Origin of the sequence: Acinetobacter baylyi DSM 14961 = CIP 107474, from assembly GCF_000368685.1 — a bacterium.
GTDB lineage: Bacteria > Pseudomonadota > Gammaproteobacteria > Pseudomonadales > Moraxellaceae > Acinetobacter > Acinetobacter baylyi.
Window position 1 is genome coordinate 1150813 of record NZ_KB849628.1, and the last position, 24002, is coordinate 1174814.

General features: G+C 41.5%; 16 protein-coding genes. 3 read left to right on the forward strand and 13 right to left on the reverse strand.

Translation table 11 applies throughout. The features are described from left to right. Together F952_RS14700 and F952_RS14705 are read right to left on the reverse strand one after the other, a co-directional pair. A partial coding sequence (locus F952_RS14700; protein ID WP_004929359.1) for an Ig-like domain-containing protein occupies positions 1 to 3720 on the reverse strand: 3720 nt, incomplete at its 3' end. 472 nt (positions 3721 to 4192) lie between these two features. After that, positions 4193 to 5692, reverse strand: a complete 1500-nt coding sequence (locus F952_RS14705) for a cation:proton antiporter (protein ID WP_004929361.1) — start codon at positions 5690 to 5692, stop codon at positions 4193 to 4195. A 194-nt stretch (positions 5693 to 5886) separates the two neighbouring features. Between F952_RS14705 and F952_RS14710 the strand changes: the two genes are divergently transcribed. Next, entirely contained in the window at positions 5887 to 6444 is a 558-nt protein-coding gene (locus F952_RS14710; RefSeq protein WP_004929363.1) for a hypothetical protein, read from the forward strand. Positions 6445 to 6468: 24 nt separating this feature from the next. On the opposite strand, the gene ypfJ is transcribed toward F952_RS14710, so the two are convergent. Together ypfJ and F952_RS14720 are read right to left on the reverse strand one after the other, a co-directional pair. Beyond that, positions 6469 to 7365 carry a KPN_02809 family neutral zinc metallopeptidase gene (gene ypfJ, locus F952_RS14715; RefSeq protein ID WP_004929364.1) on the reverse strand — a complete coding sequence of 299 codons (897 nt, stop codon included), beginning with the start codon at positions 7363 to 7365 and terminating at the stop codon, positions 6469 to 6471. 36 nt (positions 7366 to 7401) lie between these two features. Beyond that, positions 7402 to 8316 (reverse strand): DUF808 domain-containing protein, encoded by a 915-nt coding sequence (locus F952_RS14720; protein WP_004929367.1) that lies wholly within the window; start codon positions 8314 to 8316, stop codon positions 7402 to 7404. 205 nt (positions 8317 to 8521) lie between these two features. Here F952_RS14720 and trpS point away from each other — a divergent pair, with 205 nt between their 5' ends. Further along, positions 8522 to 9535 (forward strand): tryptophan--tRNA ligase, encoded by a 1014-nt coding sequence (gene trpS, locus F952_RS14725; RefSeq protein WP_004929370.1) that lies wholly within the window; start codon positions 8522 to 8524, stop codon positions 9533 to 9535. Between the two features lie 407 nt (positions 9536 to 9942). Here the strand turns inward: trpS and sucD are convergent, their stop codons facing one another. The 9 genes from sucD to sdhC form a co-directional block, all read right to left on the reverse strand. Further along, on the reverse strand, positions 9943 to 10833 hold the full coding sequence (gene sucD / locus F952_RS14730) for a succinate--CoA ligase subunit alpha (protein ID WP_004929372.1): 891 nt from the start codon (positions 10831 to 10833) through the stop codon (positions 9943 to 9945). Positions 10834 to 10846: 13 nt separating this feature from the next. After that, on the reverse strand, positions 10847 to 12013 hold the full coding sequence (gene sucC / locus F952_RS14735; protein ID WP_004929376.1) for an ADP-forming succinate--CoA ligase subunit beta: 1167 nt from the start codon (positions 12011 to 12013) through the stop codon (positions 10847 to 10849). A 174-nt stretch (positions 12014 to 12187) separates the two neighbouring features. Beyond that, positions 12188 to 13621: a dihydrolipoyl dehydrogenase gene (gene lpdA, locus F952_RS14740; RefSeq protein WP_004929379.1), complete on the reverse strand. Its 1434-nt coding sequence runs from the start codon at positions 13619 to 13621 to the stop codon at positions 12188 to 12190. Positions 13622 to 13678: 57 nt separating this feature from the next. Further along, positions 13679 to 14887, reverse strand: a complete 1209-nt coding sequence (gene odhB / locus F952_RS14745) for a 2-oxoglutarate dehydrogenase complex dihydrolipoyllysine-residue succinyltransferase (protein WP_004929384.1) — start codon at positions 14885 to 14887, stop codon at positions 13679 to 13681. After that, a complete protein-coding gene (locus F952_RS14750) occupies positions 14887 to 17727 on the reverse strand; it encodes a 2-oxoglutarate dehydrogenase E1 component (RefSeq protein ID WP_004929385.1) in 2841 nt (946 codons plus the stop codon). Before F952_RS14750 ends, odhB begins: the two co-directional genes overlap by 1 nt. A 554-nt stretch (positions 17728 to 18281) precedes the next feature. Beyond that, positions 18282 to 18992 (reverse strand): succinate dehydrogenase iron-sulfur subunit, encoded by a 711-nt coding sequence (locus F952_RS14755; RefSeq protein ID WP_004929388.1) that lies wholly within the window; start codon positions 18990 to 18992, stop codon positions 18282 to 18284. Positions 18993 to 19007: 15 nt separating this feature from the next. After that, on the reverse strand, positions 19008 to 20906 hold the full coding sequence (gene sdhA, locus F952_RS14760; protein WP_004929391.1) for a succinate dehydrogenase flavoprotein subunit: 1899 nt from the start codon (positions 20904 to 20906) through the stop codon (positions 19008 to 19010). A gap of 12 nt (positions 20907 to 20918) precedes the next feature. Further along, positions 20919 to 21284, reverse strand: a complete 366-nt coding sequence (gene sdhD, locus F952_RS14765; RefSeq protein WP_004929393.1) for a succinate dehydrogenase, hydrophobic membrane anchor protein — start codon at positions 21282 to 21284, stop codon at positions 20919 to 20921. Then, positions 21284 to 21685 carry a succinate dehydrogenase, cytochrome b556 subunit gene (gene sdhC, locus F952_RS14770; RefSeq protein ID WP_011182639.1) on the reverse strand — a complete coding sequence of 134 codons (402 nt, stop codon included), beginning with the start codon at positions 21683 to 21685 and terminating at the stop codon, positions 21284 to 21286. Before sdhC ends, sdhD begins: the two co-directional genes overlap by 1 nt. Before the next feature lie 1042 nt (positions 21686 to 22727). On the opposite strand from sdhC, the gene gltA reads away from it, so the two are divergent. After that, entirely contained in the window at positions 22728 to 24002 is a 1275-nt protein-coding gene (gene gltA / locus F952_RS14775) for a citrate synthase (protein WP_004929399.1), read from the forward strand.

Below are 24002 nucleotides of genomic sequence, written 5' to 3' on the forward strand. Positions count from 1 at the left end.
GTCTGTCAGGCTATCTGGACTGTTGCTGATGGTGCCTTGTATTGCACCCACGTCATCGTAGAGATCATCCGCAGTCACCGCTGTCGCTGATGGTGGTGTGGTGTCTACAGTGAAGCTGAGTTCAGTTGATGTCGTGCCAACATTGCCTGCTTGGTCCACAATCGACGCTTTGTAGTTGTGGGTGCCTTCGCTGACATTGCTCAATTGGTAGCTGAAGCTTGCGCCTGTGACGGTCGCTGTACCCAGTAAGGTGTTGCCTTCATAGATCTGAACCACATCACCATCTTTAAGACCACTCACTGTACCTTTGAGTAGTGGTGAGGTGTCATTGGTCGATGTGCCTGTACCGTAGTCACCGGTATTCGGTGCAACGTCATCAGTATAGCCTGTCAGGCTGATGCTGTTATCTGTGGTTGGCGCTTGGGTGTCCACCACGATCACTTGCGTGCTCGCTGTGCCTGTATTCCCCGCTGCATCGACTACTCGGGTCTCAATGCTGTAGCTGCCATCTGCCAGGGTCTTGCCCGTGTTGTCGTAGCTCCAGCTGTTGTCACTGCCTTTGACGGCATTGACCCAAGTCGTCCCACCGTCGAGTGAGATTTGAACATACTCACCTGTTGCCAGGGTGCCTGTGGTGCTGAGGTTGAAGACCAGAGTGTTGTCGCTGGTGACAAAGTCACTGCTTGAGCTTCCTGTATCTTGGGTGATGCTGACTAAACTTGCAGTCGCAGTCGGTGCAGTCAGATCAACAGTCAGGGTGAATGGATCGCTCTTGCCACTCTCATTCCCTACTGGATCAGTCGCTGTGACGCTCAGGTCATGTGAACCTTCTGTCAAGCCAGGTGCAGGAATGGTGTAGTTCCAGTTGCCATCCGCTCCAACGGTCACACTGCCCACCAGATCGTTGCCATCATATACCTTGATCACATCACCTGGCGTTGCACCTGTTCCGGTGAGGGTTGGTGTGGTGTCATCGGTGCTCGCACCTTGAGTTAATGGACCTTGTATGAGACCCACATCGTCATTCACTTGACCAATGCTTGGAACATCCGGTGCTGTGGTATCAATGGTTAGGGTGAAGCTGGCTGTACCTTGGGTACCCGCTGCATTGCTCGCAGTGGCGGTATAGCTGTGGGTGCCTTCGCTTTGGCTTGGTAAGGTGTAGCTCCAGTTACCATTGCTGTCAACCACCGCTGAACCAACGACGGCACCACCGTCAACACTGATGCTTACCACTGCACCGACGGTGCCTGTACCTACTAGCGTTGGTGTGGTGTCATCGGTCGCTGCGTTGTTGGCAAGGTCGCCTGTTTTGCTGCCTGCATCATCAATCGCTTTGTTGATGCTGACCACGACATTGCTGCTGTCTACTGTAAAGTTGAGCGCATCGCTGGCCGCACTGGTGTTGCCTGCTGGATCAGTCGCTGTGGTGGTGATGCTATGTTTACCTTCGTCCAAGCCAGTCGATGGCGTGAAGCTCCATGTGCCGTCTGCGCCGACTGTGGTGCTGCCTAATACGCTCTCACCATCTTTGATGGTAATGACATCACCTGCGCTACCTGTCCCCTTGAATTCCGGGTTCTTGTCATCGGTGGTGCCATTATTGGCGATCGGACCTTGTACCACTCCTTGATCGTCTATCGCAGTCACCACACCTGGTGTCGCTGGTGCTGTGGTATCCAGTACAATCGGATAGGCACCTGAATCAGGGCTCGATTGGCCTGCTCCATCGGTTTGTTTCGCCACCAGGTTCTTCACGCCATCTGCGCCAAGATCTGTGGTTTTTACGCTCCAGGTGCCATCTGCGGCCACGGTGCTTGAACCCACCGCTGTTCCGTCAACATAAACAGTCACCACTGCACCCACTTGCCCGGTACCACTGATGGTTGGGGTGCGGTCATCGGTGGTCTGGTTCTTTTGCAGTTCGCCAGTAACGCTGCCCTGATCGTCTAGTACGCTTTGGATCGATGGCGCTGATGGCGCTGCACCGACCACTTTGAACGCCCAGGCCGTGGTTTGTGGGCCTTCGTTGCCTGCTGCATCGACACCGCTCGCAGTAAAGCTATGCGATCCTGCTCCAATTGGCGTTGCTGGAGTGAAGCTCCATTTGCCATCTGTTCCTACGGTTGCACTGCCTAGATACGCGCCATTGTCGTAGACTTTCACGGTCGCAACTGAGGCATCTGCTGTTCCTGAGTAGGTTGGACGGGTGTCGTCTGTCAGGCTATCTGGACTGTTGCTGATGGTGCCTTGTATTGCACCCACGTCATCGTAGAGATCATCCGCAGTCACCGCTGTCGCTGATGGTGATTGAGTATCCACCACGATCACTTGCGTACTCGCTGTGCCTGTATTTCCCGCTGCATCGACTACTCGGGTCTCGATGCTGTAGCTGCCATCTGCCAGGGTCTTGCCCGTGTTGTCGTAACTCCAGCTATTGTCACTGCCTTTGATGGCATTGACCCAGGTCGTCCCACCGTCGAGTGAGATTTGAACATACTCACCTGTTGCCAGGGTGCCTGTGGTGCTGAGGTTGAAGACCAGGGTGTTGTCGCTGGTGACAAAGTCACTGCTTGAGCTTCCTGTATCTTGGGTAATGCTGACTAAACTTGCAGTCGCAGTCGGTGCCACAGTGTCGATATTGAAATCTAGTGTCGGACTCTTACCACTTTCATTTCCTGCGGCATCTGTTGCTGTGTAACCAATACTATGATCACCATCGACTAAAGGAGTGCTAGGTGTAAATGTCCACTTACCATCTGAACCTACCGTAGTCGTACCTAATTTGGTACTACCATCATAAATGGTAATCACCTCACCCGCTGTGCCTGTACCACTAATCAAGGGCGTATTGTCATTGGTTGAACTACCTGAGGTAATCGGACCAACAATCGGAGCTTGATCATCAGTACCTGCTGGTGCTGTATCAGGTGTCGCTGGCGCAGTAGTATCTACAGTGAAATCAACAGCTGGACTTTTACCGCTTTCATTACCTGCAGTATCTTTTACTGTATAAGTAATATCATGATTACCATCTGTTAATGGCGTAGATGGAGTAAATGACCATTTTCCATCGCTTCCAACAGTTGTGCTACCTAGCTTAGTATCACCATCATAAATAGTAATTGTTGTTCCTGGTGTTGCGCCACTTCCTGTAATGGCTGGAGTTGGATCGTTGGTTACTCCACCTTGTTTGACTTCACCTGTAATCGGTTCTTTATCGTCAGTAATAATAGCGGCAGTAGTCGGTGTAGCAGGTGGTTGTGCTGGCTGATTATCGCTATCTTTACTGTTATGTTGATGAGCCCACCATAAAATTCCACCCGTAGTCACTGGAATAGCAGCCCATGCCCAAGGGCTAGAATCACCATTGCTTGCATAGAGCAATGGATCAATTGAATCTATAGGCTGGTAAGCCACATTTTCTAACAATGCACCTTGAGCGTCTGTAAATTGAGCCCAGATGAGCTTACCTGAATCATCTTGAAAAACTAAACTATTATCAGTAGGTGCTTCTGTGCTAAAAAAATCATCAATGACAATGACTTCACCATTTTTTAATTTAACTATCGCGCTTGTTCCATCGCGCGTTACCTCCTGAACATCCTCTACAGGAACTTTAATCAAGACAACTGAAGCCTGAGTAAGTTTGGCTGAGTTGCCAGTTATATTTGCCAATGTGGCATGCGTATCTTTAGCAATAATTTGTATATCAGGCATAACTTTTTCTCTCTAGTATACTTTATATTTTTTTGTGCCATCCCCACCATTTAAAGGATTTATTAAACAATCACTCTAAATGAATATGCACCCAATCCCTAACATTAAACATTCAAAATAAAAAAAAATAAATACAGAAAACCACTAAAAAAATAAAAAAAATGATAAATACATCACAAAATAATAAAATGAATATTAACATATTGATTTTTAAATATAAAAAATGATTATATTTTTCAAAATGAACAATTTTGATACAAAATAATTTTTTTGAAGCCTCTTTTAATTATTCAAAAAAATAACATACTAACCACGAGTTTAATTAGAATTATTAAACAATAAAATTTCTAAAGGTCTTTTGACTAAAAATTTAAAATTTCGAAAATTTTTACATTTTATTATAATTGATTATAAATACTTAACGAACAACATATTAAAAAGGAACCATATTTCAGGTTCCTTTGTTTACACACTAGAAATTTTCTGGATTTTCTAAACGTTTCACTTCTTGAATTTTTGTTGGGTGATGTACAGCAGCAACACCATCTTCAGCCTTTTGATCGATCAATTGGTCTGTATCATAAATAGTGATGGTTTCATTGCCATACGCATCTTCACCTACAATATATTTAAATCCTTTGCGATTCATTTTGTGACATAAACGTTGATACCAGCCTTTAAAGCCAGTGGTTTCCTCATTGGGATTATAGTAAAAAGCATTCATTACAGCAGGTAATCCTAACCCACAAACCACACCAGACATCAGTACACTAATAAATGTATATCCAATTAAAATACTACTGTATTCACGCAGTTGCGGTACGTTGGCGACTGCCAGAATCAAAGCAAGTGAAATACCACCACGTACTCCACCCCATGATAATATCGCTAAACTACCGTTATAACTTTTTGTTCTAAATGATGGAAAGAATGAGAAAGATAAAAAGTTTGCAGCAAATCGTGAAAGATGTAATGCGATAAATGCAACCATTCCTCCCAAAATCATGCTCGTACTTAGGTCTAAAATAAACAATTCCAAACCAATTAAGGTAAAAAGAAATGAGTTAATAATTCCTTCAACTGTATGCCAAAAATGATTAACTTCTCGAATTTCTCTTTCTTCTAAAATTTCCTTCCATTTATTCCCTACAATTAAGCCACCAATTACACAAGCAATCGGCGCGGAAGCATGCGCAAATAATGAGACTAGATAAGCACCACTCGCCAATAATGCTGTTGTTAAAATGAGAGATTCCATTTCATGCTTGCCACGTAACAAACGCAATACACCCAGCCCAAATCCCCATCCAATGACAACCGCAACGGCAATTTCATAGAAAAAATTTTCAATTGTCCCAATTAAACTAAAATGCTCGCCTTGCAAAACGTTCAATAAAGTCATAAATACCGCAATACACATTGCGTCATTAAAAAGTGACTCACCTTCAAGTTTTACAATTAAATGATGAGGTGCCCGAACCGAACTTAAAACACCTTTAATTCCAATCGGATCTGTCGCACCCAATGCAGAACCAAGAAGTAATAGCACCAGAATAGGTACAGGATTTCCCATGAGATATTGAAATCCGTATAACAACCCTGCAAAAAAGATGGCACATAACAGTAATGCAATGGTTGCAAGAATACCGATTGGTTTCCAGTGGCTTCTTAGATCAGAAATTTTAAACTTGAGTGCAGAAGAGGTAAGAATAAAGCAGATGACACCATTAATTAAAAAATCATAGAAATCGATGCTTCTGACTGCATTTTCAATATTATGAATGTTAATAGCAATAAATTGATTACCATTAAGAAGACTTGCTCCCCACTGTAAGATAAATACCAATACAGCAGAAACGATTGGAACACCAATAGCTTGAGGAAAATTAAGAATACGTTTATTGAAGATTGTGGTTGCAATCGAAAGCGCAAAAATAACAGTTAAAACTTGTAGAAGAAAAAAACTACCCATAAATATCCTTATGGATCAAACAAATAATCGAAGCCTCAATTTTACTTAAATTTGTATGAGATATTTAAAAAAATAATTTTCTTAACAAAATAAATAATATTAATTATTTTCATTGCTTTACAACAACCGTGAAAAGCACTTTGTGAAACCTTATAAATCGGGTATTTTAATGGCGTCGAACAGGAAGCCAGATCATGCATCAAACCCTTAAAATTGTTGTACGTCTCATATTAGCAACATGTATTTTTCTGATTACTGCTGCACTGATTCTTACCTGTATCACCAAATCTTATGAAATTTGGTCTGCTCAAGATGAATATAAAAATAAGCAAATTTCTCATATTCGTACCAATGAAAATCATACATATCGCTTACTCAGTAATAATAAAAAGCCACATCAAGCATTCTATATTGTTCTTCAAAATCAAGGCTATATCGCCAAATTTAATTGTGAAAACTATATCAATAGTCTTTGCATCGACAAATATAATGAAGTCGGAACTCGCATTGTTCAGAACGCCACCTTTCAAAACATTGGTCAACATAGCTATATCCAAAATATTCAATTTCTGGATAGTCAAACCAATATGATAGGTTCTTTTAATTGGTCTCAAAAAGAAATTGATGCGCTGTATGCAGAAGATATGAAAGGACTAAAATTTATTGTGGTGGGTATTTCAATCTTTGCTTTAATTGCCATTTATTGCAGTTTCAGAATTATACGTAATTTTAGAAGATTCTTAGAAAAATAAAAGAGAAGGCATAACCTTCTCTTGTCAAATACTGGCCTTGAAGGTATCACACTGATTTAAATCACCCGATTTTAGACCCACCTCAAACCAATGCATGCGTTGCTGACTGGTGCCATGAGTAAAACTATCTGGTACCACTTGTCCAGTAGAACGTTTTTGTAAGTAGTCATCGCCAATTTTTTGTGCAGCATCCATTGCTTCTTCAATATCACCTGCCTCTAAAAATTGTGTTCGTTGCTGATTATGATTGGCCCATATTCTAGCAAAGCAATCTGCTTGCAATTCAAGACGAACTGAAAGTTGATTGGCTTGAGCACGACTACCTTGCGCTTGTGCCTGTTGCACTTGAGAAGATATTCCTAGCAGATTCTGAATATGGTGCCCTACCTCATGTGCCACCACATATGCTTGAGCAAAGTCACCAGCTTGATCCTGTCGCGAAAGTTCAGTCTGATTCTGTTCACCAGAGATTCCCATTTGCTCACGCATATCTTTAAAGAAGCTGGTATCGATATATACTTTTTGATCTGTGGGACAATAAAATGGCCCCATGGCAGATTGTGCTGTTCCACAACCAGATTGCACAATACCATTAAATAGTACCAACTTTGGCGGCACATAAGTTTGACCCAACTGCTTAAAAATGGGTGTCCAAGTATCTTCTGTATCCGCTAAAATGGTTCCCACAAAATCAGATGCTTCTTTTTGATCTGCAGTGAGTTGCTGTGGCGCATTTGAAGATGGATTTTGTGCAGCCGTGATTTGCTGTGTTGCTTGATAGGCTTGCTGCGGATCAACACCGAAAAATTTCCATGCAACAAAAGCAACAACTAATCCAATAATACTGATGCCACCAACCTTTGCACCACTCCCACGACGATCTTCTACGTTACTACTAACACGACGCCCTTTCCAACGCATAAAACACCTCAGATTATTTTTATCATACAATTATGACTATTTTGATCTCATTTTTTGAAATAAAGTCACCAATATTAGAACAATTGCACCAGCAACAAGTCCAATGACCATGTTGATTAATGTAGGCGTGAGTGCACCAATAATATTTCCAACGGCTGGGATAAGCTCTATATGATCGGTGGCATCCTCGGTGAAATGGTGAAACAAAGGAATTGTATGTGCAATAATTCCACCGCCCACCAAAAACATCGCAATGGTTCCAACAACTGATAGTGTTTTCATCAGAAATGGGGCAAAAGCCAATAAACCATTTCCAATTTTTTGTTTAAGAGATGATGCTTGCTGAGTTAAGTAAAGTCCTAGATCATCAATTTTAACAATCATAGCAACAAAACCATAGACACCAATGGTCATAATAATGGCAATGACCGCTAACACCATAAGCTTGGTCATAAAAGGTGCCGTTGCAACGGTACCTAAAGAAATCACTACAATTTCTGCAGACAAGATAAAATCGGTACGGATTGCACCTTTAATTTTATCTTTTTCAAATGTGGCTAAATCCAGTTCATCCTGAGCCAACTTTTCAGCCGCATGCTCTAAATCATGATTTTTCTTTGAGTGTAAAGAGTGCATGACTTTCTCTACCCCTTCATAACAAAGAAACAGCCCACCCATCATTAATAACGGGTTAATCAGCCAAGGTGCGATTACACTAATTAAGAGTGCAAGTGGCACTAAAATCAATTTATTGACGAATGAACCTTTGGCCACCCCCCAAACTACAGGTAATTCTCGTTCAGCACGAACACCTGTTACTTGCTGTGCATTTAAAGCAAGGTCATCACCTAATACACCTGCTGTTTTCTTCGCTGCCATCTTACTCATCAAGGCAACATCATCTAAAAGCGTTGCAATATCATCGAGTAACAAAAGTAAGCCACTTGCCATTTTTTATCCACGTTTGTAATTATCTGACTATTGTAAAATGATTTTTTTAATTTTCTGTAATTATTGTGAATAAATTCACGGTATTATTTGATGAAAAATTGAATCTATCGCTGACGATTTTCCTTTATTTCCCGTACAATAACGCCAATCTTTTATATTACAGGGCACTTCCCCTGATTAAGCCAATACAATAGTGGGATAAATAATGAGTAATGTTGATCAGCGTCCAATCATCTTGACAGGCGATCGCCCGACAGGACAACTTCATCTCGGGCATTTTGTGGGTTCTTTACGTTCTCGCGTGGGTCTACAGGACAGTCATCATCAACATATTTTATTGGCAGATGCCCAAGCTTTAACAGATAACGCGGATAACCCAGATAAAGTCCGCCGTAATATTTTAGAAGTTGCACTGGATTATATGGCAGTTGGCATTGATCCATTAAAGACCACTATCTGTGTGCAATCTTGCTTACCAGCACTCAATGAACTGACCATGCTGTATCTGAATTTTGTTACTGTGGCACGTCTTGAGCGCAACCCGACAATTAAGTCTGAAATTCAGATGCGCGGTTTTGAGCGTGATATTCCTGCAGGTTTCCTATGCTACCCAGTTGCCCAGGCAGCAGATATTACCGCTTTTAAAGCGACAGTCGTACCCGTCGGTGAAGATCAGATTCCAATGATCGAACAAACCAATGAGATTGTTCGTCGAGTTAATCGCCAGATTGGGCAAGATCTTTTACCTGAATGTAAAGCGCTACTTTCCAATACAGGCCGCTTGCCTGGTTTTGATGGCAAAGCCAAAATGTCAAAATCTCTTGGAAATACCATTGTATTAAATGCCACTGATAAAGATATTAAAAAAGCAGTGAATGCAATGTATACCGATCCAAACCACTTACGTATCGAAGATCCAGGTCAAGTAGAAGGCAATATTGTATTTGCTTATTTAGATGCTTTCGATACCAACAAACAAGAAGTTGAAGAGCTCAAAGCACATTATCGCCGTGGTGGTTTAGGCGACGGTACAGTGAAAAAGCGTCTTGAAGGTATCTTAAAAGAGTTAATTATGCCAATTCGTGAACGTCGTGAAGAACTTGCTAAGGATCCAGACTATATTATGGATGTGTTACGCGAAGGTACACTGAAATGCCAAAAAATTACTCAGCAGACACTGGACGAAGTAAAAGAAGGTTTAGGCTTATTTAAGTTCTGATTAATAACCGTTCAATTAAACTTTATTACTCAAAAGATTTAACCTTGTGCGATCAATTGATCGCACTTTTATTTTGAGGTTAAAGTTTATAATTTAATCGTTTCTTTAACGTGATTTAACACTTATTAACGTGAATACCAATGAACAATGAGTGTTACCCTATTATTATGACGGAATAGGTTATGCACTCCCCCAAGTTCATAACATTCTACTTTACCGAAGCTGTGAATACAGATTCGTTGTTATGCGTAATGATCACCCCAATCGTTACGCTTTTTTTTTGCCTGTTTTATTAGTTTAACTTTTTTTAGTTTTCTAAAAAAAGAAAGCCCCTTATTCATATCAAAAAAGGAATTTATCCAAATTTTGATCAAGTGAATAAGGGGCTTTTAGATTTTGCTAAGAAATTAAGCTAAACCTTTCTCTTTTAATACTTGCAACATCGTTGAACCCAATTCCGCAGGGCTACGCGTATATGCCATGCCAGCACGTTCAAATGCAGCAAATTTCTCTTCTGCTGTTCCTTTACCGCCCGAAATAATTGCGCCTGCATGTCCCATACGTTTACCTTTTGGTGCAGTTACACCTGCGATATAACCAACAACAGGTTTGGTTACATTGGACTGGATATATTCAGCAGCTTCTTCTTCTGCTGTACCACCAATCTCACCAATCATAATGATGGCATCTGTATCTGGATCATCTTGGAACAACTTCAACGCATCAATTTGATTCATGCCTGGAATTGGATCACCACCAATACCAATACACGTCGACTGACCTAAACCAAGCTTAGTGGTTTGAGCCACAGCTTCATAGGTTAATGTACCCGAACGTGAAATAATTCCAATACGCCCTGGTTGATGAATATGACCTGGCATAATTCCAATTTTACATTCACCTGGTGTAATTACCCCTGGACAGTTTGGTCCAACCAAACGAGTTCCATTCCCATTGGTTTCAAGATAACGCTTGGCTTTAAGCATATCTAAAGTTGGAACACCTTCGGTAATCACAACAATAAGACCGACGCCAGAATCAACCGCTTCAACAATTGAATCAAGTACAAATGGTGCTGGAACATAAATGACAGATGCATCTGCACCTGTTTCACGTACAGCATCTTTCATGGTATTAAAAACGGGTAAGTCAAGATGAGTTGTACCACCCTTGCCTGGTGTAACACCACCGACTACTTTTGTGCCGTAATCTAAAGCTTGTGCTGAATGGAAAGTACCATTTTTACCAGTAAAACCTTGTACCAATACTTTTGTGTCTTTATTAATTAAAACGCTCATGCTGAATACTCCCTTACCCTTTCACTGCAGCAACAATTTTTTCTGCCGCATCGGATAAACCATTAGCAGAAGTAAGTTTTAAACCAGATTCATCGAGAATTTTTGCGCCTAGTTCTGCATTATTACCCTCTAAACGGACAACAACAGGAACAGTCACATTAACCTCTTGAACTGCTGCAATAATTGCTTCAGCAATCATGTCACAACGCACAATTCCACCGAAGATATTAATCAATACACCTTGTACAGATGTATCGGCTAAAATGAGTTTAAACGCTTCAATTACACGCTCTTTGGTTGCACCACCACCTACGTCAAGGAAGTTTGCAGGTTGACCGCCATAAAGTTTAATAATGTCCATGGTTGCCATAGCCAGACCAGCACCATTGACCATACAACCAATATTCCCTTCAAGCGCAACGTAATTCAGTTCAAACTCAGACGCTTTTAATTCACGCTCGTTTTCTTGTGACTTGTCACGAGATGCTGCGATTTCAGGCAAACGGTACAATGCATTTGAATCGATTCCAATTTTAGCATCGACTGCAAGAATATCGCCGTTTTCACGAACTGAGAGTGGGTTGATTTCAAATAGGGCAAAATCATTTTCAACGAATGCCTGATAAGCACCTGCCATCAGCTTGACAAACTGACCAATCTGCTTGTCTTTTAAACCTAATGCAAAAGCAACTTCACGCGCTTGAAACGGTTGTAAACCTACAAGTGGATCCACTTCAACTTTGATAATTTTTTCTGGTGTTTCTTCAGCAACTTTCTCAATTTCCACCCCACCTTCAGTGGATGCCATGAACGTCACACGGCGTGAGGAACGGTCGACCACAGCACCGAGATACAGTTCACGCTCAACAGGATATACATCTTCGCAAACAAGGACGCTATTGACTGGTTGTCCATTCGCATCCGTCTGATAGGTCACAAGATTGGTACCAATCAACTGGTTTGCATAATCAGCGGCTTCTTCTTTTGATTTAACAACTTTTACACCACCTGCCTTACCACGACCACCCGCATGTACCTGCGCTTTGATCACAGCAAATTTGCCACCTAATTGTTCAAATGCAGCGACTGCTTCTTCTGCACTTCTTGCCAAAATTCCTTCTTGGACAGACACTCCATATTTTTTCAACAGTGCTTTGGCTTGATACTCATGTAAGTTCATTTAGTTACCTTTTACTACTTGTGCCCTTAGTTATAACTGACCCGTACTTAAACATCCATCTCAGTAAATACAGATCATTTTTTCAATTTCGTTTGTACTTATTTTTAGATGATTATTCAGATATAAACAACCACCTTAAACAAAAAAGAGCGGTTTACACCGCTCTTTTTTCAATTATTTACGTTTACGCTGGATCGCATGAATTGCACGACCATCAACAGCTAAAGCAGCCTCATGAACCACCTCAGAATAAGTCGGATGGCCAAATGTCATTAATTGTAAATCTTCTACAGAAGATACAAACTCAAGTGCAATCATCCCTTGATGTACAATATCTGAAGCACCAGGACCAATCACATGCATTCCTAACAAGCGATCAGTTTTAGCATCAGCAACGAATTTTACAAAACCAGCAGCTTCACCAGCAGCAAGAGCACGACCATTCACGGCAAATGGGAATTGACCTGTTTTTACTTCATGACCATTTGCAACAGCTTGCTCTTCAGTTAAGCCAACCCAAGCTGCTTCAGGGTGCGTGTAAATAACGCTGATAATTGTATCGTAGTTCACTTGTGCTGCATGACCGTGAATACGCTCAACTGCCATCACACCTTCTTCCATGGCTTTATGCGCAAGCATAGGACCACGGACAAGGTCACCAATCGCATACACACCTTCAAGAGAAGTTGCACAATGGTCGTTTACTTCGATAAAGCCACGATCAGTCAGTTTAATGCCAGCATCTTCTGCCAACAAACCTTCTGCATAAGGCTTACGACCTACGCATACGATCAACTTGTCAAACACTTGTTCTTTGTCTTCGCCAGCCTGATTGTATTTAACCGTCACTTCACGACCATTCACCTCAGTACCAGAAACTTTAGCACCAATGCGAATATCAAGGCCTTGCTTGGTCAGAATTTTTTGGAATTCTTTTGAAAGTGCTTTATCTGCCATTGGCAAGAATGCATCCAATGCTTCAAATACAACCACTTCAGAACCCAAACGGCGCCATACAGAACCAAGTTCCAGACCAATCACACCTGCACCAATCACACCCAAACGCTTAGGTACTTCAGCAAACTCGAGTGCACCAGTTGAGTCAACAATCAAGTCTTGATCAACAGGGGCAACTGGGATATTGACTGGAACAGAACCAGAAGCGAGGATCACATATTTAGGTTCTAAAACCTGAGTTTCACCTTCGAAAGGAACAAACTCAACTTTCTTACCCGCAAGTAACTTACCCGTACCTTGCAACCACTCAATGCCATTGCCTTTTAATAATTGGGCAACACCACCAGTCAAATTCTCTACAACTTTATCTTTGCGTGCCAACATTTTTGCGATGTCAATATTAACTTCGCCTGTTGTAATACCATGATCACCAAGATGATGAATCGTATCTTCATAATGATGAGACGAATCAAGGAGTGCTTTAGAAGGAATACATCCAACGTTTAAGCACGTACCACCTAAAGATGGTTTACCTTTATGAACACGTTTCTCAATACAAGCAACTTTAAAACCAAGCTGAGCAGCACGAATCGCCGCTTCATAACCGCCTGGTCCACCGCCAATTACAACAAGATCAAATTGTTGAGACATTTTTATCTCCATAAACCCAGATGAATCATCTCAATCTGGGCTATTGTCCGGAATGAATTAAAGATCAAGAATAAGTTTTGCAGGCTCTTCTAGAAGCTCTTTAATAGTAACCAAGAAGCCAACTGCTTCTTTACCATCAATTAAGCGATGGTCATAAGAAAGAGCCAAATACATCATTGGAAGAATTTCAACCTGACCATTCACTGCCATTGGACGTTCTTGAATTTTATGCATACCCAAGATTGCAGTTTGTGGTGTATTTAAAATTGGAGTAGAAAGCAATGAACCGAATGTACCACCATTGGTGATGGTAAATGTACCGCCAGTCATATCTTCAATACCCAACTTGCCATCACGCGCTTTGACAGCATAGTCACGGATACCATTTTCAACTTCAGCATAGTTCATGCGATCAGTATCACGTAGTACTGGAACCACGAGACCACGATCAGAAGATACAGCTACACCAATATCGTAGAAACCGTGATAAACGATGTCATCGCCATCGATAGATGCATTCACCGCAGGATAACGCTTCAATGCTTCAGTTGCTGCTTTAACAAAGAAAGACATAAAGCCAAGACGCGCACCATGACGTTTTTCAAATGCATCTTTATACTGTGCACGCATTTCCATGATTGGTTTCATGTTGACTTCGTTAAACGTTGTCAACATTGCTGTTTCTTGAGTGGCAGCAAGAAGACGTTCAGCAACACGCTTACGAAGACGTGTCATTGGAACACGTTTTTCGATACGCTCACCCACTGCAACACTCAGTGGTTGTGCAGCTGGTTTAGATTGATGATTGACGACATCTTCTTTGGTGATACGACCACCACGACCAGTACCTTGAACGTCTGATGCACTGATACCAGACTCAGTCAAAGCCTTGCGAACTGCTGGAGCTTGATCAGAAACGGGTTGCGCACGCTCAACAACTGGAGCTGCACCCGCTTCAGTTTTAGCCGCAGCCTGCTCTACTTTAGAGTCGCTTTGAACAGCTTGAGTTTCATTTGCACCTGACACTGCACCTTCTTGGAATTGTGCAATCACTTCGTCAGATAAAACTGTTTCGCCTTCGTCTTTGATAATAGAAACAAGTTGACCATCAGCTGGAGCAACCACTTCTAAAACAACTTTATCAGTTTCAATATCACAAATGACTTCATCACGTGATACTGCTTCCCCAACTTTCTTATGCCATGTTGCAATGGTTCCATCTGCAACTGACTCTGGGAATACCGGTGCTTTAATTTCGGTTGCCATTATTTTGTCTCTCCTGATTGTTCAGCTTCGATTGCTAATGCATCATGAATGAGCTGAGCTTGTTGTTTTGCATGCAAATATGGTGAGCCACACGCTGGTGCAGCCGATGCTTCACGGCCTGCGTAGCTGATACGGATTTGTTTTCCAGACTTCAAGATGTCATCGTACAAACGTGGTGCGATAAACAACCATGCGCCTTGGTTCTTCGGCTCTTCTTGACACCAAACCACATCTTTAACGTTTGGATAAGCAGCTAGAACTTCGGCAAGACGTTGTTCTGGATACGGATACAACTGTTCGATACGTACTACTGCAATGTTGTTCAGCTCAAGCTCACGACGCTTTTCAATGAGATCGTAATAAACTTTACCGCCACACAACACGAGACGTGTAACATCTGATTTAGTGATTTGATCGACTTCATCGATTACAGTCTGGAATGTGCCTGTTGCTAGCTCTTCCAGTGTCGAAGTCGCAAGCTTATGACGTAGTAACGACTTAGGCGACATCACAATCATTGGTTTACGAATTGGACGAACTGCCTGACGACGCAATGCATGGAAAATTTGTGCAGGTGTCGTTGGCGTAATGACCTGCATATTGTCTTCTGCACATAGCTGTAAGAAACGTTCAAGACGAGCAGATGAATGCTCAGGGCCTTGACCTTCAAAGCCATGTGGTAACAACATGGTCAAACCACATACACGCTCCCACTTGGTTTCACCAGACGCAATAAATTGGTCAATCACAACTTGCGCACAGTTAGCAAAGTCACCAAACTGCGCTTCCCAAATAATTAAGCTATTTGGAATCGTGGTTGCATAACCATATTCAAATGCAAGTACCGCTTCTTCCGATAATAATGAATCATATAAAGCAAAACGTGGCTGGTTTTCCTTCACATGACACAGTGGAATATAGGTCGAACCATCTACTTGATTGTGTAACTTGGCATGACGATGTGAGAACGTACCACGACCTACATCTTCACCCGTAATACGAACCAAATAACCTTCATCAATAAGTGTCGCGTAGGCCAGCGTCTCAGCAGCACCCCAGTTCAGTGGCATTTCACCAGTCTGCATTTTCAGACGATCATCAATGACTTTAGAAACTTGACGTTGCATGACAAAGCCTTCTGGCAATTTGCGCATACCTTCGCCAAGTTCTTTCAAGCGATTGATATCAATCGTGGTGTCCCATACATCTGTATAATCGTGACCTAAATAAGGTTTCCAATCCACAAACATCTTGGTGTTTGGTTCAAGTACCAGTGCATTAGCAACATGGTTACCTGCTTCAAGATCTGAACGATAATCTTCGATTAACTTGTCTGCTTCAGCACGATCAAGTACTTTTTGCTGAACCAACTGATCTGCATACAATGTACGCGTTGTTGGCTTTTTATTGATCACCTGATACATCAATGGCTGAGTCGCAGATGGTTCATCTGCTTCATTATGACCACGACGACGGTAACAGAACAAGTCAATGACAACATCTTTACGGAATGTATGACGGAAATCATGTGCCAGTTGTGCAATAAATGCAACCGCTTCAGGGTCATCCCCATTGACATGGAAAATTGGAGACTGCACCATTTTCGCCACATCAGTACAGTATTCTGTAGAACGCGCATCACGTGGATCAGAAGTCGTAAAGCCGACTTGGTTATTAATCACGATATGCACTGTACCACCAACGGTGTAACCGCGGGTTTGTGACATTTGGAAGGTTTCTTGATTAACACCTTGGCCTGCAAATGCAGCATCACCATGTACGATCACAGGTAGTACGTCATCACCACCAATGTCTTTACGACGAACCTGACGTGCGCGTACCGAACCTTCAACTACAGGTCCAACAATTTCCAAATGCGATGGGTTAAATGCCAAAGCCAAATGGACTTCGCCACCAGGTGTCATTACGTTTGACGAGAAACCTTGGTGATATTTCACATCACCCGAACCTTTTTTGTGAATTGATTTACCTTCGAACTCACCAAAAAGATCAGCAGGGTTTTTACCCATGATGTTTACAAGTAGATTTAGACGACCACGGTGTGGCATCCCAATCACAACTTCTTTACAGCCAACCGAACCAGCACGCTGGATGATTTCATTCATCATTGGAATGAATGACTCACCACCTTCAACACCAAAACGCTTGGCGCCGACATATTTATTACCTAAGAATTTTTCTAGACCTTCAGCAGCGGTAAGACGCTCTAACAATGCTTTTTTCTGGTCATTGGTAAAATTGAACTGACCGCGAGCACCCTCTAAGCGCTGTTGAATCCAACGTTTTTCTTTGGTATCTACAATGTGCATATATTCTGCACCAATAGAACCACAGTAAATAGACTCCATGGTTTCAACCATTTCGCCTAAAGTGGCTTCAGCTTTACCAATAGCAAGATTACTGGTATTAAATACAGTATCAAGATCAGATTTGGTTAAACCGTGTGCAGATAAATCTAGATCTGGAACGTCTTCACGCTTTGCCAAACCTAACGGATCTAATTTTGCTTTTTGATGACCACGGTTACGGTATGCTGCGATAAGTTGTAAGACACCAATCTGGCGACGCTCATGATCGCTGCTTACTGAACTCTGTACTACTGCCTGAACACGATTCGAATTACGCCCAAGTAATAAGAACTGCTCACGCACACTGCTGTGCGGTTGATCACCTTTAGGGAATTTATCGAAATATTGGCGCCAGTCCTCTGTCACAGAGGTTGGGGAGGTCAGGTATTGCTCGTAAAGCTCTTCAATATACGCTGCGCTATCAGCGGAAAGTTCAGTGTCAAGACGCAAAGCGTCAGCAACATCTTGCATTTGTGGACCCATTTCCTATTGCAAAAACATTACGGGTTGCTTTTTAAGCATACCCATGATTGATAACGCCAAATTGTAAATGGCATTACAAACCCATTCTGGCGCTGTGACCATCGGGGGCGTTATTACTGCATTAGTCAAACCAATGCAGTCAATGAATAATTACGCCCTCATTGGCATCATCACTCATCTGTATACTCGGCAACACCGAGCAATTTTTGCAAATCGTCTTAGAAAAACAAAATAAACTATTTAGCTTTTCTAAAATGACTTTTTATATAAAAATTAAGCACAATCTCAAAATCGTGCTTGCTGAACATGTAACTATTATGCGCTTTATCGGCATAAAATTTCGTTTCAAATCGTATCATGTTCTATTAACCTGAATTGATTTTTTTGACATATACCTCTCATAAATTGACAAAATACACTGCCTATTTTATCTGATAATCTATGGTGCTTCATATAGATTTTAGATGCAATTTAGACCTTAGTCCCATTTCTTTTTACATAAAAAAAAGCGCACATCTAAATGCACGCTTTTTTGACGCATATTAACCCGCCTGATCGAATAACATATTACGAATATGTCCAATCGCTTTGGTTGGGTTCAGTCCTTTTGGACAAACAGATACACAGTTCATAATTCCTTTACAACGGAATAAGCTGAACGGATCATCCAAGCGCGATAAACGATCTTGAGTGGCTGTATCACGCGAATCGATAATAAAACGATACGCATTAAGAAGTGCTGAAGGCCCCAGGAACTTATCTGGATTCCACCAAAATGATGGGCATGATGTCGAACAGCATGCACACAAGATACACTCATATAGACCATTTAAGTGTTCACGCTCTTCTGGAGACTGTAAACGTTCTTTAGGTGGCGCAGGCTGATTATTAATCAAAAACGGCTGGATTTTGTCATATTGATCATAGAACTGGTTCATATCAACAACCAAATCTTTAATCACTGGCAAACCAGGAAGTGGACGAATCACGATTTTTTCTGGTAAATCGTTCAAATTCCACAGACAAGCCAAACCATTTTTACCGTTAATGTTCACACCATCAGAACCACAGATTCCTTCACGGCATGAACGACGGAATGTCAATGTTTCATCCTGAACTTTCAATGCAAGTAAAGCATCAAGCAACATACGGTGCTTATCTGTCAATTCAAGCTTAAAAGTTTGCATGTACGGCGCTTTATCCTTATCAGGATCATAGCGGTAGATTTCGAATGTACGAGTACCTCTACTCATCTTTATTCTCCCGAATTAGAATGTACGTGGTGCAGGTGGAATTGCGTCAACTGTTAATGGAACGTAACGCACAGGCTTGTATTCAAGACGGTTATCTGCCGAATACCACAGTGTATGCTTCATCCACTCATCATCACGACGACCATATGGGTAATCAGGATGATCTGGCGCCAATTCATAATCGACAACTGTATGCGCACCACGACACTCTTTACGTGCGGCAGCCGAAATCAATGTTGCTTTCGCAACTTCATACAGGTTTTCAACCTCCAAAGCCTCTACACGTGCAGTGTTAAATACCTTAGATTTGTCTTTTAAGTAAATATTGCGAACTCGTGGCTCTAGCGCAAGAATTTGTCTTACACCTTCATCCAGCAACTCTTGAGTACGGAATACTGCAGCATGATCCTGCACAATGTCACGAATCGCATCTGCAACTTCTTGCGCATTTTCACCAGAAGTTGATTCATCCAGATGACGAATACGTTTTAATGTACTCTCTAATACATCTGTTGGAAGCGGTGCATATTCATCACCATGATGCTTGGTCACATAATCAATGATATGCTCACCCGCGGCTTTACCAAATACAACCAGGTCAAGCAAAGAGTTGGTACCCAAACGGTTTGCACCATGTACAGATACGCAAGAACATTCACCAATCGCATAAAAACCTTTTACTGGTTTTACGAAATCTGGACAGTTGGTCTCAAAAGTATATTCTTTGGTCGCATTGTTATAATGCGCTTCCAAGTGAAGGTTTTCAGTTGCCACTGGAACCACCACCTGACCATGAATATTGGTTGGAATACCACCCATTTGATAATGAATCGTCGGTACAACCGGAATTGGCTCTTTGGTGATATCCACGTTTGCGAATTTTTTACCAATCTCAAATACAGATGGTAAACGCTTCATAATGGTATCCGCACCTAAGTGAGTCATATCGAGCAAGATATAATCCGCTTTAGGGCCACAGCCACGACCTTCTTTAATTTCTTGGTCCATTGAACGTGAAACAAAGTCACGCGGCGCCAAGTCTTTCAAAGTTGGTGCATAACGTTCCATGAACGGCTCACCATCTTTGTTACGAAGAATCGCACCTTCACCACGACAGCCTTCGGTCAGAAGTACGCCCGCACCCGCTACACCTGTTGGGTGGAATTGCCAGAATTCCATATCTTGCAATGGAATACCTGCACGTGCAGCCATACCAAGACCATCACCAGTATTGATATAAGCGTTGGTAGATGCACGGTAAACACGACCTGCACCACCTGTAGCAAACAAAGTCGCTTTGGCTTGGAATACTGCAATATTACCTGTTTCCTGGTCGTAAGCAGTTACACCGAGTACATCACCTGCTTCATTACGGATCAAGTCAAGCGCAATCCACTCAACGAAAAACTGAGTGCCCATTTTGACGTTGCTTTGATACAAGGTATGCAATAGCGCATGACCTGTACGGTCAGCAGCAGCACAAGCACGTGGAACTGGTTTATCACCATAGTTTGCAGAGTGACCACCAAACGGACGTTGATAGATCGTACCATCTGCGTTACGGTCAAATGGCATACCTAAGTGTTCAAGCTCATATACAACTTTTGGCGCTTCACGTGTCATAAATTCAATGGCGTCTTGGTCACCTAACCAGTCAGAACCTTTTACTGTATCGTAAAAATGGAAATGCCAGTTGTCTTCCTGCATGTTGCCTAGTGAAGCACCAATACCACCCTGCGCTGCCACTGTATGAGAACGGGTTGGGAATACTTTGGTGAGTACCGCAACTTTCAAACCAGCTTGTGCCAACTGATAAGAAGCACGCATACCAGAACCACCGCCACCTACGATGACAGCATCAAAAGTGAGGTTTTGAATATTTGAATAATCTTCTTTAGGGTTTATCGCGCCCATGATGTCTTCCTATCAATTCGCCCAGAAAATCTGGATACCCCAGATTGCAAATACAAACACGGCAATAATCACAGCCGATGTAAGAACCAGACGTAAACCTGATGCCGAAGGACCCATTTGACGAGTCGTTACATAATCAGTAAATACCTGCCACATGCCGATCCATGCGTGTGCTGCCAATGACAGAATTGCCAGTAAAGATAAAATCTTCATTGGCAAAGTCATCATGAAGCCAGACCATTGCTCATAGCTAAAACCACCATGAAAAAGAATCCAGCCAAAAATGACAACTGTATATACGGCCAAAACCACAGCACTAATACGCTGAATAAACCAATCGCGAGAACCTGAACCTGTTAATCCTGTAGCACTTTTCATTAGAACACAATCCATACAAAGGCTGCGATGATACCGATCACAGATAAGATCAATGAAATTGTAGCTGCAGTGCGCCCACTTTGAAGCTCTTCTGCAAAGCCAAGATCAGCGAGCAAGTGTTTAACACCAGCAATAAAGTGAAAGATTAAACCTGCTACAAATACCCATACGATAAGACGTACTAAAATATTTCCGAAGATTACTGTTTTTACGTATTCAAATCCTTCTGGTGAAGATAAGGATTTATCCAAAATCCATAGTAAAACGGGAATTAAGAGGAATACGATCACACCAGAAAGACGGTGTAAGATTGATGCAATAGCCACGGGTGAGCGCAAATTTACCGCTAACACCTGACCCATGGACAAATTGACAGGTCTGTTGCTTTTCACAGCGGGCATCCTGTAGTAAAAACTCCAGCTGGAGTTTGTTTGAATTAATTCGAAGGAAAGCTGGCATTGAAGGCAAGCAAATGCCTACTTAATAAACGACAATGAATTATAAATCGTCAAAAATCAAAATACAAACAATGAAAAATCAGTTTTACTCATAAAATATTTCAAATAAGAATCATTAACATATGCAACTTATCAAATAATAATCATTTTTTGTGCGATTTAATATGTATGTCACTATTTTTATAGAATAATTTTATAATTACACTCAAACTGAATGACAAAACTACATTCTTGCTGGTATTCGACCAAAGATGAATAGATTTTCATAGAAAAAATCAACCGATCATGAGTAAAATCAAGATGATTCACCTCAATTCATCATTATGATTTGTTTAGCAACATTTTTTTATGAAATGTTTTAATCAAATACCATTATTTAAATAGTCACATCATTTTTATAAAGAACAACTTACTTTGTGAATAACTTAAACTTAACAATCTCACCAAACAGTAATCCTGCTTGATAATCCAACAAAAACCGATCAAATATTTCTCTTTTGCAGCATCAATTACATAAAACAACTTTCCAATAAGCTATTTTTTAACCAATCAAACCATCAAAACAACCTGCATAGCAAAATAATTCACTTGATTAAATTTATAGTTTTTTAAACACGCAACATAGGTAAGTTATGGGATTTAGGCCATTTTAACTTTAAATTGGCAATATATATCAGTGTACCGATGGATTAATTGCTCTAAAAATTTGTTTACAATTTAGCTTTTATAGTCAATTTTTTTCTGCACGTGGTCATAAATTTGACTTATCATAGCGCGTCGACACTGTGATTTTATTCAGTTTTTTTAGCTGTCAAAGGTTGAAACTAACTGCTTGTGGTAACGTTACTTTTTATCCATAAGTATGATTGACAAAATTTCAGTTCACACTAATCTTAGTAACAATTTTTGACCCGTCTGAATTCGTGCATTAAAAGATTAATACTTCGATTCAGATCAACATTCACCAGGACAGGAGATCTATTGAATGTCTGAAGCAACTGGCAAGAAAGCCGTATTAAAGCTTGATGGCAAAGAAATTGAATTACCAATTTACAGCGGCACATTGGGCCCAGATGTAATTGACGTTAAGGATGTATTGGCTGCAGGTCATTTTACTTTTGATCCTGGTTTCATGGCGACCGCTTCATGTGAATCGAAGATTACATTCATTGACGGAAACGAAGGTGTGTTATTACACCGCGGTTACCCAATTGATCAGCTTGCAACTCAAGCAGATTATTTGGAAACTTGCTATTTGTTATTAAATGGTGAACTTCCTACGCCAGAGCAAAAACAAGAATTTGATGCTAAAGTTCGTAACCACACCATGGTTCACGATCAAGTTAGCCGTTTCTTCAATGGTTTCCGTCGTGATGCGCACCCTATGGCAATCATGGTGGGTGTAGTCGGTGCTTTATCTGCGTTTTATCACAACCAGTTAAACATTGAAGATGTCAATCATCGTGAAATTACTGCAATTCGTTTGATTGCAAAAATTCCAACGCTTGCTGCTTGGAGTTATAAATACACTGTCGGCCAACCGTTCATTTACCCTCGTAATGATCTTGGTTATGCAGAAAACTTCCTGCACATGATGTTTGCAACCCCAGCAGACCGTGATTACAAAGTTAATCCAATTCTTGCTAAGGCAATGGATCGTATTTTCACGCTTCATGCAGATCATGAACAAAATGCTTCAACATCTACAGTCCGTTTGGCTGGTTCAACCGGTGCGAATCCGTATGCGTGTATCGCAGCAGGTATTTCTGCACTTTGGGGCCCTGCTCATGGTGGTGCAAACGAAGCTGTTCTGAAAATGCTTGATGAAATTGGCACTGTTGAGAACGTTGCTGGTTTCATGGAAAAAGTGAAAACCAAAGAAGTTAAACTCATGGGCTTTGGTCACCGTGTGTATAAAAACTTCGATCCACGCGCGAAAGTCATGAAAGAAACATGTGATGAAGTTCTTGCCGCACTCGGCATTAACGATCCACAACTTGAACTTGCGATGGAACTTGAGCGCATTGCGTTGTCTGATGAATACTTCATCAAGCGTAATTTGTATCCAAACGTAGACTTCTATTCAGGTATCATTCTTAAAGCGATTGGTATTCCAACAGAAATGTTTACAGTGATCTTTGCACTTGCACGTACTGTGGGCTGGATCAGCCACTGGTTAGAAATGCACAGTGCTCCGTACAAAATTGGTCGTCCTCGTCAGCTTTACACTGGCGAAACCAAACGCGACATTAAACGTTAA

Excerpts from the sequence above, each read along its gene's own strand:
- lpdA (WP_004929379.1), bottom strand. The coding sequence starts at position 13,621 with ATGTCTCAACAATTTGATCTTGTTGTAATTGGCGGTGGACCAGGCGGT.
- sucD (WP_004929372.1), bottom strand. The coding sequence starts at position 10,833 with ATGAGCGTTTTAATTAATAAAGACACAAAAGTATTGGTACAAGGTTTT.
- gltA (WP_004929399.1), top strand. The coding sequence starts at position 22,728 with ATGTCTGAAGCAACTGGCAAGAAAGCCGTATTAAAGCTTGATGGCAAA.
- sdhD (WP_004929393.1), bottom strand. The coding sequence starts at position 21,284 with ATGAAAAGTGCTACAGGATTAACAGGTTCAGGTTCTCGCGATTGGTTT.
- sdhA (WP_004929391.1), bottom strand. The coding sequence starts at position 20,906 with ATGGGCGCGATAAACCCTAAAGAAGATTATTCAAATATTCAAAACCTC.
- sdhC (WP_011182639.1), bottom strand. The coding sequence starts at position 21,685 with ATGCCCGCTGTGAAAAGCAACAGACCTGTCAATTTGTCCATGGGTCAG.
- sucC (WP_004929376.1), bottom strand. The coding sequence starts at position 12,013 with ATGAACTTACATGAGTATCAAGCCAAAGCACTGTTGAAAAAATATGGA.
- F952_RS14755 (WP_004929388.1), bottom strand. The coding sequence starts at position 18,992 with ATGAGTAGAGGTACTCGTACATTCGAAATCTACCGCTATGATCCTGAT.
- odhB (WP_004929384.1), bottom strand. The coding sequence starts at position 14,887 with ATGGCAACCGAAATTAAAGCACCGGTATTCCCAGAGTCAGTTGCAGAT.
- ypfJ (WP_004929364.1), bottom strand. The coding sequence starts at position 7,365 with ATGCGTTGGAAAGGGCGTCGTGTTAGTAGTAACGTAGAAGATCGTCGT.
- trpS (WP_004929370.1), top strand. The coding sequence starts at position 8,522 with ATGAGTAATGTTGATCAGCGTCCAATCATCTTGACAGGCGATCGCCCG.
- F952_RS14750 (WP_004929385.1), bottom strand. The coding sequence starts at position 17,727 with ATGCAAGATGTTGCTGACGCTTTGCGTCTTGACACTGAACTTTCCGCT.
- F952_RS14710 (WP_004929363.1), top strand. The coding sequence starts at position 5,887 with ATGCATCAAACCCTTAAAATTGTTGTACGTCTCATATTAGCAACATGT.
- F952_RS14720 (WP_004929367.1), bottom strand. The coding sequence starts at position 8,316 with ATGGCAAGTGGCTTACTTTTGTTACTCGATGATATTGCAACGCTTTTA.
- F952_RS14705 (WP_004929361.1), bottom strand. The coding sequence starts at position 5,692 with ATGGGTAGTTTTTTTCTTCTACAAGTTTTAACTGTTATTTTTGCGCTT.